This window comes from Chryseobacterium indologenes (assembly GCF_001295265.1).
GTDB classification, from domain to species: Bacteria; Bacteroidota; Bacteroidia; order Flavobacteriales; family Weeksellaceae; genus Chryseobacterium; species Chryseobacterium indologenes_A.
The window spans coordinates 164,904-179,225 of sequence record NZ_LJOD01000004.1 but is presented as its reverse complement, the minus strand read 5'-3'; the positions used below and the strand labels follow the sequence as shown (position 1 = coordinate 179,225).

General features: G+C 38.3%; 14 protein-coding genes. 8 read left to right on the top strand and 6 right to left on the bottom strand.

The features are described from left to right. Positions 1-152 precede the first annotated feature (152 nt). Both AOB46_RS08370 and AOB46_RS08365 read left to right on the top strand, forming a co-directional pair. Positions 153-1,430: a Y-family DNA polymerase gene (locus AOB46_RS08370; protein ID WP_062698219.1), complete on the top strand. Its 1,278-nt coding sequence runs from the start codon at positions 153-155 to the stop codon at positions 1,428-1,430. A gap of 112 nt (positions 1,431-1,542) precedes the next feature. Beyond that, a complete protein-coding gene (locus AOB46_RS08365; protein WP_062698216.1) occupies positions 1,543-2,169 on the top strand; it encodes a hypothetical protein in 627 nt (208 codons plus the stop codon). A gap of 69 nt (positions 2,170-2,238) precedes the next feature. Here the strand turns inward: AOB46_RS08365 and AOB46_RS08360 are convergent, their stop codons facing one another. The 3 genes from AOB46_RS08360 to AOB46_RS08350 form a co-directional block, all read right to left on the bottom strand. Then, a complete protein-coding gene (locus tag AOB46_RS08360; RefSeq protein ID WP_062698214.1) occupies positions 2,239-2,856 on the bottom strand; it encodes a YdeI/OmpD-associated family protein in 618 nt (205 codons plus the stop codon). Beyond that, on the bottom strand, positions 2,856-3,995 hold the full coding sequence (locus AOB46_RS08355) for a serine hydrolase domain-containing protein (protein WP_062698212.1): 1,140 nt from the start codon (positions 3,993-3,995) through the stop codon (positions 2,856-2,858). The genes AOB46_RS08360 and AOB46_RS08355 overlap by 1 nt, the downstream gene beginning before the upstream one ends. A 190-nt stretch (positions 3,996-4,185) precedes the next feature. Continuing rightward, positions 4,186-5,727: a glycine--tRNA ligase gene (locus AOB46_RS08350; protein WP_062698481.1), complete on the bottom strand. Its 1,542-nt coding sequence runs from the start codon at positions 5,725-5,727 to the stop codon at positions 4,186-4,188. Positions 5,728-6,031: 304 nt separating this feature from the next. Here AOB46_RS08350 and AOB46_RS08345 point away from each other — a divergent pair, with 304 nt between their 5' ends. The 3 genes from AOB46_RS08345 to AOB46_RS08335 all read left to right on the top strand — a co-directional run bounded on the left by AOB46_RS08345 (position 6,032) and on the right by AOB46_RS08335 (position 8,198). Then, the gene (locus AOB46_RS08345; RefSeq protein ID WP_062698210.1) at positions 6,032-6,226 is read left to right on the top strand and encodes a DUF4177 domain-containing protein; all 195 of its coding nucleotides are present in this window, start codon (positions 6,032-6,034) and stop codon (positions 6,224-6,226) included. A gap of 26 nt (positions 6,227-6,252) precedes the next feature. After that, positions 6,253-6,948: a pseudouridine synthase gene (locus AOB46_RS08340; RefSeq protein WP_062698209.1), complete on the top strand. Its 696-nt coding sequence runs from the start codon at positions 6,253-6,255 to the stop codon at positions 6,946-6,948. 212 nt (positions 6,949-7,160) lie between these two features. Next, the gene (locus AOB46_RS08335) at positions 7,161-8,198 is read left to right on the top strand and encodes a quinone-dependent dihydroorotate dehydrogenase (RefSeq protein ID WP_062698207.1); all 1,038 of its coding nucleotides are present in this window, start codon (positions 7,161-7,163) and stop codon (positions 8,196-8,198) included. 31 nt (positions 8,199-8,229) lie between these two features. On the opposite strand, the gene AOB46_RS08330 is transcribed toward AOB46_RS08335, so the two are convergent. Both AOB46_RS08330 and AOB46_RS08325 read right to left on the bottom strand, forming a co-directional pair. Continuing rightward, complete coding sequence (locus tag AOB46_RS08330; protein WP_131724334.1) at positions 8,230-9,051, bottom strand: hypothetical protein; 822 nt, start codon at positions 9,049-9,051, stop codon at positions 8,230-8,232. An 82-nt stretch (positions 9,052-9,133) separates the two neighbouring features. Beyond that, complete coding sequence (locus AOB46_RS08325; RefSeq protein WP_062698203.1) at positions 9,134-10,378, bottom strand: DUF445 domain-containing protein; 1,245 nt, start codon at positions 10,376-10,378, stop codon at positions 9,134-9,136. A 263-nt stretch (positions 10,379-10,641) separates the two neighbouring features. Here AOB46_RS08325 and msrB point away from each other — a divergent pair, with 263 nt between their 5' ends. The 3 genes from msrB (at position 10,642) to AOB46_RS08310 (ending at position 12,350) form a co-directional block, all read left to right on the top strand. Then, positions 10,642-11,088 (top strand): peptide-methionine (R)-S-oxide reductase MsrB, encoded by a 447-nt coding sequence (msrB, locus tag AOB46_RS08320; RefSeq protein ID WP_410470268.1) that lies wholly within the window; start codon positions 10,642-10,644, stop codon positions 11,086-11,088. 18 nt (positions 11,089-11,106) lie between these two features. Next, entirely contained in the window at positions 11,107-11,496 is a 390-nt protein-coding gene (locus tag AOB46_RS08315; protein WP_062698200.1) for a hypothetical protein, read from the top strand. A gap of 98 nt (positions 11,497-11,594) precedes the next feature. Further along, on the top strand, positions 11,595-12,350 hold the full coding sequence (locus AOB46_RS08310; protein WP_062698198.1) for a murein L,D-transpeptidase catalytic domain family protein: 756 nt from the start codon (positions 11,595-11,597) through the stop codon (positions 12,348-12,350). Between the two features lie 49 nt (positions 12,351-12,399). On the opposite strand, the gene AOB46_RS08305 is transcribed toward AOB46_RS08310, so the two are convergent. Then, on the bottom strand, positions 12,400-14,070 hold the full coding sequence (locus AOB46_RS08305) for a metallophosphoesterase (protein ID WP_062698196.1): 1,671 nt from the start codon (positions 14,068-14,070) through the stop codon (positions 12,400-12,402). Between the last annotated feature and the right edge of the window lie 252 nt (positions 14,071-14,322).

The following is a 14,322-nucleotide window of genomic DNA, read 5'->3' as shown; positions in this document are numbered from 1 at the left end:
AAAATTACAACGGTAATGCGACAAAACATGACGTATTTGAAATAAATTAATCTTTTAATATTCAGTGTGTTAAATGTGATGTTAATTTTAAGATAAAAGATGAATTTTTTCTTTTTAAATGATAATTTTGTATCAGATATTCATCATTCGTTATGTATGCTCTGGTAGATTGCAATAACTTTTTTGTTTCCTGTGAAAGGACCCTGAATCCTGATCTTGAAGGCAAACCCGTTGTGGTTCTTTCCAACAACGACGGCTGTGTGGTGTCCAGAAGTAAAGAAGCTCAGGACCTGGGAATTCCGATGGCAGCACCGGCTTTCAAATATAAAGAGCTTTTTAAAGAACATGATGTAAAAAGCTTTTCTGCTAAATTTGAGCTGTATAATTTTAAAAGTCAGGAAGTTATTCGCGTTGCAACGTCGTATGTTGATGAAAAGGATTTTGAAGTATACAGCATTGATGAGCTCTTTTTGGACCTGACGAGTTTTAAATATGTTAATTTGTATGACTACTGCCTGAAGATAAAAAATGAAATCAATGAAAAAGTGCGTATTCCTGTAAGCATAGGAATTGCGCCTACTAAAACTTTATGCAAGGTTGCCAACCGGATCGTGAAAAAATATACAGATCAGTTTGAAGGGGTTTATATTCTGGATACCCCTGAAAAAATTGAAAAGGCCTTGAAATGGCTTCCTATAGGAGATGTCTGGGGAATTGGGCGCAGACTTTCAGCCAAAATGCATGACAATGGCGTTTATAAAGCCTGGGATCTTCTTCAGAAACCTGAAATGTGGGTACGGAAGATTATGGGAATTCACGGAATAAGAATGATTAATGAACTGAAAGGGATCCGCCAGCTGGAACTGGATGCACCGTCTCCTAAAAAATCAATTGCCGTAACGAGGAGTTTCATGGAAATGCTGACCCAAAAAGAACAAGTGCGCGAAAGGGTAGAAACCTTTGGAATGTACTGTTCGGAAAGGCTCCGTAAGCAGAATACCTGTTGTAAAATGGTTACTGTTTTTGTACAGACCAACCGCTTCAGGAAAGATCTTCCCGAATACAGGAATGCAATGACGCAGATCCTTCCCAATCCTACCAATTCTTCTATTCTGATAGGAAGAGCAGTTAATGAACTTTTTGAGGCTGTCTACAGAGAAGGCTTTCACTATAAAAGAGCAGGTGTAATTGTGAATGACTTTGTTCCCGAAAATGAAAGACTGATCAGTCTTTTCGAGGAAGATACGCAGAACCAGCACCTTCCGGTGATGAAAGCCATGGATGCCATGAATAAAAAATTCGGAAAGGATAAAGTCCGTCTTGGAAGTATGAGTGGGGAAAATACCTTCGGAAGAGCAAAACTCTCTCCGGAATATGAGGCTTTTCTAAAGAACAATACCCTGCCGGAAGCCAACTTCAGATTTCACTGATCATCCTGTTTCATTTTTATTTTTGCCAATCCGTTAAAAAGAATATTTTTGTACCCTTTTCCGGAGATTCAATTGAGTCCTCCGGCGGTTTAAATATTCAAAAACTAAAACTATGAAAAACCTGTTAACCACTTTACTGATATTCCTGTCAGTATCTTTAAGTGCCCAGAATTTTAAAGGAGAAATTACCTATTCCAACACGTATGAGAGTAAATCGGAACAGCTGAGCAATGAACAGCTGACAGCCATGCTGGGAACTACCCAACATTATTTTACCAAAAACGGAAATTATAAATCCGAAACCAACGGTACATTCTTCCTTTGGCAGATCTATGTTAATAAGGAAAACAGGCTTTACAGTAAAATGGCTTCTTCCGAGACGGTGTATTGGAATGACTGCAGCTTACAGGGAGATAAAGTCATAAAAGCGGATATCAGGAAAAATGCTGAAACAGTACTTGGCAAGCCTTGTGATGAGGTTACTTTGGTCTGTGAAAGCGGAATTCAGAAATACTATTTCAACACTTCCCTTGCTGTAAATCCGGAAATATTCAAAAACCATAAACTGGGGAACTGGTATGACTTTATTTCAAGATCAAAGGCTTTCCCATTAAAAATGGAGATAGAAAATCCACAGTTTAAAATGACCAGTATTGCCACGAAAGTAGAGGTCAAAGATATTCCTGATTCGTTTTTTAAGCTTCCGGAAGGGATAAAAACAGAGCAGAGTAAGCAATAAAATATATAATCCCTCCAGACAGGAGGGATTTTTTTATGGAATAAATAATTGGGTAAGGTGAAAAGTTCATCAGCTTATTTTTCTCTCATATTTCCAGTTTCTGCCTTTTCCTTCCGAGATCCACTCCAGAGCCTGTTCCATTCTTTTATGACGGGTATTTTCTGTTTTAGCCTCAATAATCCAGTTGATATATTCTTTCCTGAATGATGGGGAGGCTTTCTGAAAAACCTGTAAAGCTTTTTCATTGGTATTTAAAGCTTTCTGAAAATAATCCGGGATTTCTGTTTCTGTTTTGGAAGGAGCCGCTTTCTTCATCGTAACGCCCATATCTGTAAGTTCCATCGCTTCCTTAATTGCTTTTTTCAGCAGGGTTTTTGATGGAAGATCTTCCATCCTGGTAATTTTACCCAAACTGAACATGGAACTTTTTTCGGCAGATGTTTCCAGTTCTTTTATCGTTTTCATTTCCTGATGAAGCCAGAATCCGAGACTGCAGTATTGCTTGAAAGCAGTGATAGAGCATAAAATTTTCCCTTTATACATAAAAGTGGGAAATTTCCATTTGATAGTTTCTTCAGCATCAGGACACATTTCATGAATTGTTTCACGGAGATAAAGTAAAACGGGTTTCGCAAAATCCGGGGATTTTTCGATGTATTCATCAACTTTTGCGTTGTATTTTTCCATTATGCAGTTTCAAATAGTTGTACGGTTTCATTAACAAGGAATTTCACCTGATCCGGTCTTCCCCTGTCATTCTTAGGATTGTTTGAATAGCTTCCGGTCTTTACGATCACCATATTGTGTTCCGGAACCATAATAATATACTGCCCCTGAAGCCCTAGAAAATAATAATGTTTAACAGGATTATCATGATTGATCCAAAGCCCCAGACCATAAATCTCTTTTGATTTCTCAGTGGGCATTCTCATCTGTTCTATAAAACTCTCATTCAGAACCTGAGTTGTTCCAGCTTTTCCATTATCTAAAAACAGCTGTCCCAGTCTTGCAAAGTCTCTTGCGCAGGCATGAATACAGCAGTATGTTTTTTCCATGCCATAATTGTCCGTACTCCACGTTGCGGGCTGTTCCATTCCCAGCGGAATCCAGAATTTTTCAGACAGATAGCTGGCGAGAGGCTGATCAATTGCTTTTCTCAGGGCAAAACCCAGCAGCTGCGTGGAGCCGCTCTGGTACTCAAACCGGATGCCGGGTCTCTCTTTAAAATTTCTGGAAAATACCGCTTTCACCAGACTTTTCCCATAATATGCCCTGGCATTGGGAAGAAAAGGGTTATTGTAATCTTCGTTCCAGTCAAGTCCGGCTTCCATCTGGGCCAGATTTCTAAGCGTAACCTGGTTTCCGAATGTTTTTTCTTTAAATTCAGGATAAAAATCAGACAGCTTCTCATCTATATTGCTGATTATACCTTCTTCCAGGGCTTTTCCCAGCAGCATCACTGTTACGGCCTTTGCCATAGAAAAAGAATTGGTATGTGAAAGCTGGTTATAACCTTCCCAATACTGTTCGTGAAGAATTCTTCCGTTTTTAATGACAATGAAAGCAGCTGTTCTGGAGCGTTTTAAATCTTCAGTTATACTTTCCGGAAGTTCCTTTTGATTGTATTCGGAATCCTGTGCCCAGGGTTTAGGTTCTCCCGATGCAATGGGATTGCTGGGAAAAAGATTCCCGTCATCAATATAAGCGCTTGATTTTCCTTTCAGATAGGTTTTGGAGATGCCGCTGAATAAGTAATCATAACCCAAAAGATAAGCTGCTGCCACACCAAGAGCTGCACCGCCTATTACATATTTCAATACTTTCATAGAGGGATGAGTATCAGTCCTGAACAAATTTAGAATAATTTTAGTAAGAATTTGAAAATGTAGAAGCAAATACTTTTTTATTTTTTGTTCTGATTTTTATTCCGTTATCAAATCTTTAATAGAGAATATCCGGAAACTTTTTTCAGCTGATTGTTTCCATAAAAAAGCCCCGATAAATCAGGGCTTATGTTTATAGTTGTGAAAGTAAATTTCTGAAGTTGGTTTTTTCATCAATGATTCTTCTGAGGTCAGCAACCGGAACTCTTTCCTGCTGCATCGTATCTCTGTCCCTGATGGTTACCGTGTGATCCGTAAGAGAATCATGGTCAATGGTGATACAGTAAGGAGTACCAATGGCATCCTGTCTTCTGTAACGTTTTCCGATGGCATCTTTTTCTTCGTAGAATAAGTTGAAATCATATTTCAGATCATTGAAAACCTTTTCTGCATATTCTGCAAGGCCGTCTTTCTTCATCAACGGAAGAATAGCCGCTTTAATTGGAGCCAATGCCGGAGGTAAAGATAATACTGTTCTCTCTGAACCGTCTTCCAGAACTTCATCTCTTAAGCAATGAGCGAATATAGAAAGGAATAGTCTGTCTAAGCCTACAGATGTTTCCACTACGTAAGGAACATAGTTTTCATTTCTTTCAGGATCGAAGAACTGAAGCTTTCTTCCGGAGAACTCTTCATGAGCTTTTAAGTCGAAATCTGTTCTGGAGTGGATACCTTCCAGTTCCTTAAATCCGAATGGAAAATTGAATTCAATATCAGCAGCAGCATTCGCATAGTGAGCAAGCTTCTCATGATCATGGAATCTGTAGTTGTCGTTTCCTAGTCCTAAAGCTAAGTGCCAGTTCAGACGTTTTTGTTTCCACTGTTCGTAGAATTCAAGTTCCGTGCCCGGAGCTACGAAGAACTGCATTTCCATCTGCTCGAATTCACGCATTCTGAAGATAAACTGTCTTGCGACAATCTCATTTCTGAACGCTTTTCCAATCTGGGCAATACCGAAAGGAAGCTTATGGCGGGAAGTTTTCTGTACATTTAAGAAGTTAACGAAGATCCCCTGAGCGGTTTCCGGTCTTAAATAAAGATCCATCGCATTGTCTGCGGAAGCTCCTAATTTTGTTCCGAACATCAGGTTGAATTGTCTTACTTCCGTCCAGTTTTTGGAACCTGTATCCGGATCAGCAATTTCAAGCTCTTCAATTAATGCTTTTACATCAGCAAGGTCTTCATTTTCCAGAGATTTCGCCAATCTTGAAAGAATAGCTTCTCTTTTGGCTCTGTATTCCAGAATTTTTGGATTGGTAGCCACAAACTGATCCTTATCAAAAGCATCCCCGAATCTCTTCGCTGCCTTTTCTATCTCCTTGTTCTCTTTATCTTCAATTTTAGCACAGTAATCCTCCACTAAAACGTCCGCTCTGAAACGTTTCTTAGAATCTTTATTGTCAATCAATGGATCGTTGAAAGCGTCTACGTGGCCCGATGCCTTCCATGTTGTTGGGTGCATAAGGATTGCCGAATCAATACCCACAATATTTTCGTTAAGCTGTACCATCGCTTTCCACCAGTATTGTTTGATATTATTTTTAAGTTCGGCTCCGTTCTGTCCATAATCATAAACAGCGGATAAACCATCGTAGATCTCACTGGATGGGAAAATAAAACCATATTCTTTAGCGTGAGAAATCACTTTCTTGAAAACATCTTCTTGCTTTGCCATAATTTTTTTAACGTCTGAAGTGCAAAAATAGTGAAAAAGCGGGAAGTTGAAGGAGGGAAGACGGAAGTTTTTATATACAAGAGAATTAGAAGCCGGGAACCTGCTTTCGCTACTCGTTTTTTTCGGTTTCAGGCGCGGCGGCGGAGCCGCCGCGCCTGAAACCGAAAAAAACTCAGACAGGCCGCTCAATCAGGGCTATGGATGCACAATGCATTTATAAAACCTGTTAGATTTAGAATAACATTCCCTTCTGTCACAGTTCGGTTTTCGAAAATTTATTGTACATTTAAAATAGAAGTTTATTATGAAAAAAAGATTCGAATATAAAACAGTTATTATTGAGCCTAAGGGATTTTGGAGGAATAAATATGAACCTGCTGAAATTGATAAAGTTTTAAATCAATATGGAAGTGACGGTTGGGAACTGGTGACTGCGGAAAGCAGAGATTACGGAGGAACTTTTTATGGGGTTATTTATACTTTTAAAAGAGAGTTGTAGAACTAAATTATACTTAGTTTTGCAACATGTTAGAAATTCTTTATCGTGACGAATATATTATTGCCATCAACAAACCCAGCGGATTATTGGTTCATAAGTCCTTTTATGCTGGAGAAGCGGATACTTATGCTATTCAGGAGCTGAAGAAACAGATTGGGCAAAAAGTATATCCTGTGCACCGTTTAGACCGGAAAACTTCAGGTGTTCTTCTGTTTACTTTAGATAAAGATACCCTTAGAATCATGAGTGAGCAGTTTGCATCACGGGAAGTGGAGAAAAAATATCTGGCCATTCTTCGTGGTTGGGCAAAAGAAAAAGAAACCATTGATTATGATTTAATCAATGAAAATGAAGTTAAGCAAAATGCTGTTACCAACTACCATCGTCTGCAGACTTCGGAAATCGATTTGCCGTTTTTAAAGCATCAGACTTCAAGATACTGTTTAGTGGAAGCGATTCCTGAAACAGGAAGATTTCATCAGTTGAGAAAGCATTTTAAACATATTCTGCATCCTATTTTAGGTTGTAGAAAACATGGCTGTAATAAACAGAATAAGCTGTGGCTTCAGACATTTGGGATCAATAAAATGACGCTCCATGCTCATCAATTGATTTTCAATCACCCTGTTACCAACGAAAAAATGATACTGAACGCTACGATAGATGAAGAATTCAAAAGGGTAGGAGACATCCTGAACTTTGACTTAAGTTCGTATTCCTAGCGTTATACCTGCCAGGTTTTATGGACCAGTGTAAATATTTATTGATCGCTAAGGTACTCCGTTTCAGCGTTTGCTGAGTAAAACGCCCTGCGGACGAAAGTAAGTATTTCACTGATTGAATAGATTCTGTTTATCAGACATTTTTCTATAAAATATCATAGGGTAACCGAGGATTAATTTTAAATTGAGTATTTTTGTAAAACTTTTTTTCAATGTACAAAAGTATCATCAGACCAGTTCTCTTCAAATTTGATCCCGAAGAAGTTCATCATTTTACATTTTCAATGCTTAAAAATTTTGGATTTCTCACCAAATTATTTTTTCCAAAACCTATTGAAGATAAACGTCTGGAAAGAGAAGTTTTCGGATTAAAATTTAAAAATCCTGTAGGACTGGCAGCTGGTTTCGATAAAAATGCCACATTATTCAACGAGCTAGGAGATTTAGGCTTCGGATTTGTAGAGATCGGGACGGTAACTCCAAGAGCCCAGGCAGGAAATCCTAAGAAAAGACTGTTCCGTTTGATAGAAGATGGCGGAATCATCAACAGAATGGGGTTCAACAATGACGGCCTTGAGGCTGCTATTGAAAAGCTGAAAGGCAATAAAGGGAAAATAATCATCGGTGGAAATATCGGGAAAAATACAGATACAAGCCCGGAAAACTATACCCAGGATTATCTGGATTGTTTTGACGGTCTTCATCCTCATGTAGATTATTTTGTGCTGAATGTAAGCTGTCCGAATGTAGGAAGCCATGCCAAACTGGAAGATGTAGACTATCTGCGCGAACTGATTACGGAAGTAAAAAAAATCAATCAGTCAAAACCTGTACAGAAACCCATATTACTGAAAATTGCTCCGGATCTTAATAACAATCAATTAGATGAAATTATTGAACTGATAGCAGAAACAAAAATAGACGGGGTGATTGTTTCCAATACCTCTGTAAACAGGGAAGGTTTAAAAACCTCACCGGAAGTATTAGCGCAAATAGGAAACGGAGGCTTAAGCGGAAAACCAATCCGTGAGAGAAGCACAAAAATGATCCGTTACCTTTCTGAAAAAAGCAACCGTGCATTTCCAATCATCGGAGTGGGAGGAATTCACTCGGTAAGAGATGCCATGGAAAAGTTAGATGCCGGAGCCAGCTTAATACAGCTGTACACAGGATTTATCTATGAAGGTCCGGAACTGATCAGTGAAATTAATAAAGAACTTTTAAAAAGAGCCGGCAGGCTGCCAAGATAAATATAAGAAGAGGGTCTGTACGGCTCTCTTTTTATTTTGATTTTACTACGGATGCATTCTTTATATCAACGGTAAATGTATACGCAGGAGAAGACGCTGATTTACCTACTCTGTAATAAATGGTTTTTCTGTCTTTAGATTTTGTTTTGGTGGTACCGTAAATAGATTCCAGACAGCTTTCTGTTAAAAACTCTTCATAATTTTTAAAATTCCAGTCCTTTGTGAAGTAAAGGACACGATAGCCCTTTTCACCTTCGCTTGCACCACATCTTCCACAGGCGTTAAGGTTGGAAGTATGCTCAAAATATAAAAGAACCCTGTTTCCGTTTTCACCGGATGTATAGGAAATCAGTTCATTTCCGCCGGCCTGGTTAATAAAATCGAAGGTATTGATCTTTTTATGATTAGGCAGGAACAGATAATTGTTATAGCGATAGATCATGCTGTTTTCAGTAAGAAGTTCTGCCGGCTGAACTTTTTTGCCAAGATAAAAGCTGCCGGAAATTATACTTTTTTTCGTTTCGCCGCGATCAAAGAGCATAAATTCTTTAGGATTCAATGCCTGAGCAAATTCGTCTGCTTTCCCCATTTTCTGTGGTGAGGTAATCAGAGTTTTAAGTTTTTGGGCATTCTGTTTTTGCTGGGTTCCGAAATTATAGAGTGAAAGCTTACCATAGTTATACACTCCTGTCAGCGGGATTTTCTTCTGGTATTTATCATAGTAATACCAGCCGTCTACAAAATACTGATGCAGACTGCAATCTGCGATACCCGCATAATGAAGCTGAATAGTGATGGGGATTCCGGCAATTTGGCCTTTGAATATCTGTGATGAATCTGTTACGGATTTCAATTCAACCTTTTGACAGAAGCTCCCAATGAAGAAAAAAAAGAATATTACAATAAAAGTTTTTTTCATGGTTAGTTTTCAGTTTTTAAAGGAAGAAATGGGCTATTGTATAGATGATAAGCCCCACCAGACCTCCTACCAGGGTCCCATTAACACGGATAAACTGCAGGTCTTTTCCTACTTCCAGCTCCAGTTTTTCACTCAGCTCTTTTCCCTGCCAGTTTCCAACTGTTGTACTGATGAGGTTTCCGAACTGATGAGTGTTTTTAAGGATATATTTGTAAGCCGTAACACGAACCCAGTGATCAATTTTGTTCTGAAGGCTTTCATCTGTTTTTAAATTCTGTGCAAATTCATTCAGATTTTTAGAAAGGTAGCTTTTCAGTGCAGAATGTTCTTCCTGTAATTCCTTCATCAGTGTTTTTTTGATGGAAACCCAGATATCACTGGAATATTCTTCCAGTTTGTCATTCTTAAGAAGTCCGTTTTTGATGGCTTTAAATTCATCATTCCATTTTGGATCTTCTTTAAGATCAACAGAAAATTCATGAATCTTTTGTGTGATCAGCTTCCGGACTTCATGCTGGGGATCCTCTTCTATTTCTTTAAAAAAATCAGAAAGCCCGTCTGCAATTTTATCTGCAATTTTATTGTCTACAAAAGAAGGTATAAATGTATAGCTTCCTTTTTTTACCCGGTCTTTTATCATTTCATCATTTTCCAGAATATATTCCTTAATTTGTCTGGAAAGGTTGGTGATAATCCTCTGATGGTCATTTTTTTCCAGAATATAGCCTATCCCGTTTCCTACGACTTTGTTGAGTTGAATGTCATCCGTCATTTCAGAAACTTTCTTGCTGATAAAATGGCTCACTGACGTATCATCAAGCTTATTCAGAATGTCAAGAACAATATCCGAAATATTTCTGAGCAGAATGTTCTGATTTTTTTCTTTTCCTAGCCATTCTCCTACAAAGTTTGAAATTTTAAGCTTCTGAATATATGGACGTATATTCTGGGGAGACAGGAAATTGCTCACCACAAAGCTTCCGAGATTGTCTCCTAACCGTTGTTTGCTATTCTCAATCAGGTTGGTATGCGGAATAGGAAGCCCCAAAGGATGACGGAACAATGCGGTAACAGCAAACCAGTCTGCGAGTGCTCCCACCATAGCTGCTTCTGAAAAAGCACGCACATAGCCTATCCAATGGGAAGTATTGGACTTCTGTAGTAGAGTAGTCACAATGAAAATTACCGCCATCAGGACAAATAATCCTGTGGCAAATGCTTTATATTTTCTGAGCTGTTTTCTTTTTACGTCATCATTCATATTCTCAAATTTACTAAATTTGACTATCAAATCATTCAATATTTGCACCACAAAAGGAATAAACGTGTTATTTTAAACACTCCGGGAATCAAAGAAACAGAAAATTAAAGATTTTCAAAATCTGACATACTTTTGCATTTCCTCTCTCTTTTGTGGGGAAGACATAAGAACTCAAACTTATGATGAGATTTTTAGTTTCCATCATTATATTATTTTTTCTGCAGGAATGCGGACAGAAACATCAACCCATTAAAATCACCTCCATGGAAAACAAAGAAGCAAAAAACAATCCATATTATTCCAGAACTGATACTGCAAAACTGAACATTTCCAATGATGAATGGAAAAAAATCCTTGCACCTGATCTTTATGCTGTTGCCAGAGAAGCTGCTACAGAAAGGGCTTTTACAGGAAAATACAATGAGTTTGATGAAATTGGGGAATATTATTGTGCAGTATGCGGAAATCATCTGTTTCGTTCCACTTCCAAATTTGCCAGCAGCTGCGGATGGCCTAGTTTTTTTGAAGCCGATAAAGAAGGCGTTTACTACAAAAGAGATCTTACCTATGGAATGGATCGAGTAGAAGTGCTCTGCAAGAGATGTGATTCTCATCTGGGACATGTTTTTGATGACGGCCCGAAACCTACCGGCCTGCGCTATTGCATGAACTCTGTAAGCTTAGAGTTTGTTCCGGATTCTGTAAATTAGATTTTTGGAATCAGGCATATGAAAGAGCTGCAATTTCCTCATGAACGGAGACTTATCTGGAAAGCATTATCTGAATTATACCTGGATACGGAACTTCAGGATTCAGATTTTAGGGATATCGTTTCAATCCTTCTTAAAAGTCCCTTTACTTTTGAAGAAATCAGAGGAATTGATCAATACGAAGTTTTTCCTGTTCTCTTTTTTAATCTATTAAATCCGGCTGGCCAATGGGCTGGATTTGAGGAAGAAAGATTAGTTAAAAATATTTTAAGCTGGCTCGGATCAAGAAGTCAGCTGGATATTTTTGCACTTAAATGTGTATACCCTATTTATGAACCGATAAATAGGAGTTATTGGAAAAAACTGGAAGAGATTTACAATCAATCAGATGAATCGGGCTACCGTTAAAGTTTCTTAAATTGAGTTAAACTTTTTAGAGTTATAACATGCTGGTAATTATGTTTTTATAATTTTGCCTCACTAATTTGGAATTAATATAGTATTGAATGAAAGGATTTTATAGCGTATTAGGCCTTGTTTACATGGTCACCACTTCATTCTATCTTTCTCCCAAACCGGCGGTAAAGAATGAGAATGTCCCTACAGTAAAAACTGAAAGAGTAACCGACACGAAATCTGAGAAGAGTGAAGCTGCTGTATCTTCGTCAGAAGTATTATACCAATCTATAGCATTTGATCCTGATCATGAGATGAACTTCGAGGTTTTCTCAAAAGCACTGACAGGATTTGAAAATCTGAAAAAAGCAGGATTGCTTAGCCAGGACTCGCATTTATTGACTATCTGCGATTTTTCTATGTCCTCCAATACAAAAAGACTTTGGGTAATTGACATCAATGACAAGAAAGTACTGTTCAACTCACTCGTAGCCCACGGAAAAAATACCGGCGAAGAATTTGCTACGAATTTTTCTAATACGGAAAGTTCGCAGCAGAGCAGCATGGGATTTTATATCACAGATGCAACCTATAGAGGTGATAACGGATTTTCTTTAAGATTGCTCGGAATGGATAAAGGATTCAATGATGCCGCATACAAAAGAGCAATTGTGATGCATGGAGCAGATTATGTAAGTGAGCAGTTTGCCGCAGCGCACAAAAGAATCGGAAGAAGCTGGGGATGTCCTGCTATTCCGAGAGATCTTACACAGCCGATCATTAACACCATTAAAGGAAGAAATCTTCTCTTTATCTATTATCCCGATCAGAAATATCTTTCTTCTTCGGAATGGCTAAAAGCATAAAAAAACAGTCTCAATTTGAGACTGTTTTTTTTATAAATGTTTTTTATTTTTAAGGCTGTACACAATTGCTTCCGATAAGAGGAGTATAGGTTGTCTGAGTTTGGGTGGTATGAAATTTAAAGTAACATCCGTTATAATAAATACCTTCCATATAGCCCTGTGAATAATTATTAGCATGAGATATGTCCAGATCTACCACTTTGGTTTGGTAAAGAAGAGTAATCTTGTTATCAAGTATGGTGTGCCCGATAAAAGCCCGTTCAGCACCCAAAGATGTAAGAATGGCATCAACCTGTGCCTGTGTAAGCGATTGCTGGGCCATACCACGATACCAATATAGACCATGAGTGCTGCTTGTGGCTGTTTTACAATCAGGAGACGTACAGGTTTTATTGATGACAGGGTTTACATAAGTGTTCAATGTAGTAATGGACTGATTGAGCGCTACTACTTCAGGACTGATTCCTGCATGTAGAAATAATGTGTTTCCGGCACGTTCAATCATGTTTTTACTGCGGAGCCATTTACCCAGCTCACTGTTTGCGTCATACAATGTGGTTAGTGTTTCTCCTAATACAGGTGCATTGGCGGTATATTTGGAATGTACATATCTGAAGTCACCAACTAAATTCATAATATCATGGTTTCCCAGTATGAAATGCACTTTGCCTCCTGCTGTCGCGGCTTCTTGTTCCAGCTTATAGATCAGCCACAGGCATTGTGATACATATTGCCCACGGTCAAAAACATCTCCCATGATAAACAGGTTTCCATTGCCATAGTTCCATTTATAGTTTGAGTCAATAATTCCTGCTTTTTTCAGCATTAGTATAAAACCCATTATGCCTCCTTCAATATCTGATGTGGCAAAATACTTGGCAGGCAATGTAGGATATTCAGTCTGCTCGCGTGTGGTAAGCTGGGGCTGCAGGCTTACAGGGAATGAATTTCCGTCAGGGAGCTGTATGGTTAGTGAAACCTGGCTGCGTGTGCTGAATGTCTGAGTGATAAACCCCTGCGTCCGGTCAATACTTTTTACTACATAGCTGTTATTGCGGAAAAATACATAGGGTCCGTCAGGATCCTGTTGGGTACTTGTATTAATCTTACAGTCAAATGAAACATCGCTGCTGCTGGTATTCTGGTTATGTACTTCTATGGCTATAACATTATCACCCGTTTGAAAATATGAGGATGAAATGGTGTAATCAAAAAAGCTGTTTTCCTGGGCTGTAGGAACAAATGAACTGGTTCCGGTATTGTAGCTGATAGCACCGGATTGTGGCAGTAGTGCTGTCCGCAGAACCTCAGTTCCGTTTATGTAAACAACGGCTCCGTCATCATGGATCATAGACAGTATCAGTGAAGATGGGAGAGCCCCCGCATCAGCAATATTGATATGTTTTCTGAAATAATAGGTAATATGACCTGGCTGAAGGGTGGTGGCTTCATCACCATCTCCAAAACCGAACTGTCCGTTGCCAGTTGCCCAGTTGCTGTCGTTAAAAGCAGAAGCACGCCAGGCGGTACCCTGGTTTGAGCCGTTGTCAAGATACTTCCAGCTGGAGTTAGGCGTGAGTAACTCATTGGAAAGTCTCATTTGACCGGCTCCTTCAGGCTTATCGCTTGAATCTACAGATGCTGTATCCAAAATACTATTCTGACAACTGATCATCAGAAAAAATACCATAATAAAGGTGTAATAAAGTTTTTTGTTCATGTTTAAATATTTTGTGGTGTATGATTTGAACAAGTAATGTCAATAAAAATAGTACAATTGTATTGTAAAATTAGTTTTAAGAAATATGTTAATAATAATTCTACTTTATAAGTGTCAAATAAACATTAATTACATTTTTGTGTTAATTATTTTATTTATTATGAGTGTTTTTTATTAAATATTCCATATGTTGCTGATTGGTCTTTTCAAATTGTTTTTCCCAAAACAGAAACTTTACTATTAATAATTTAT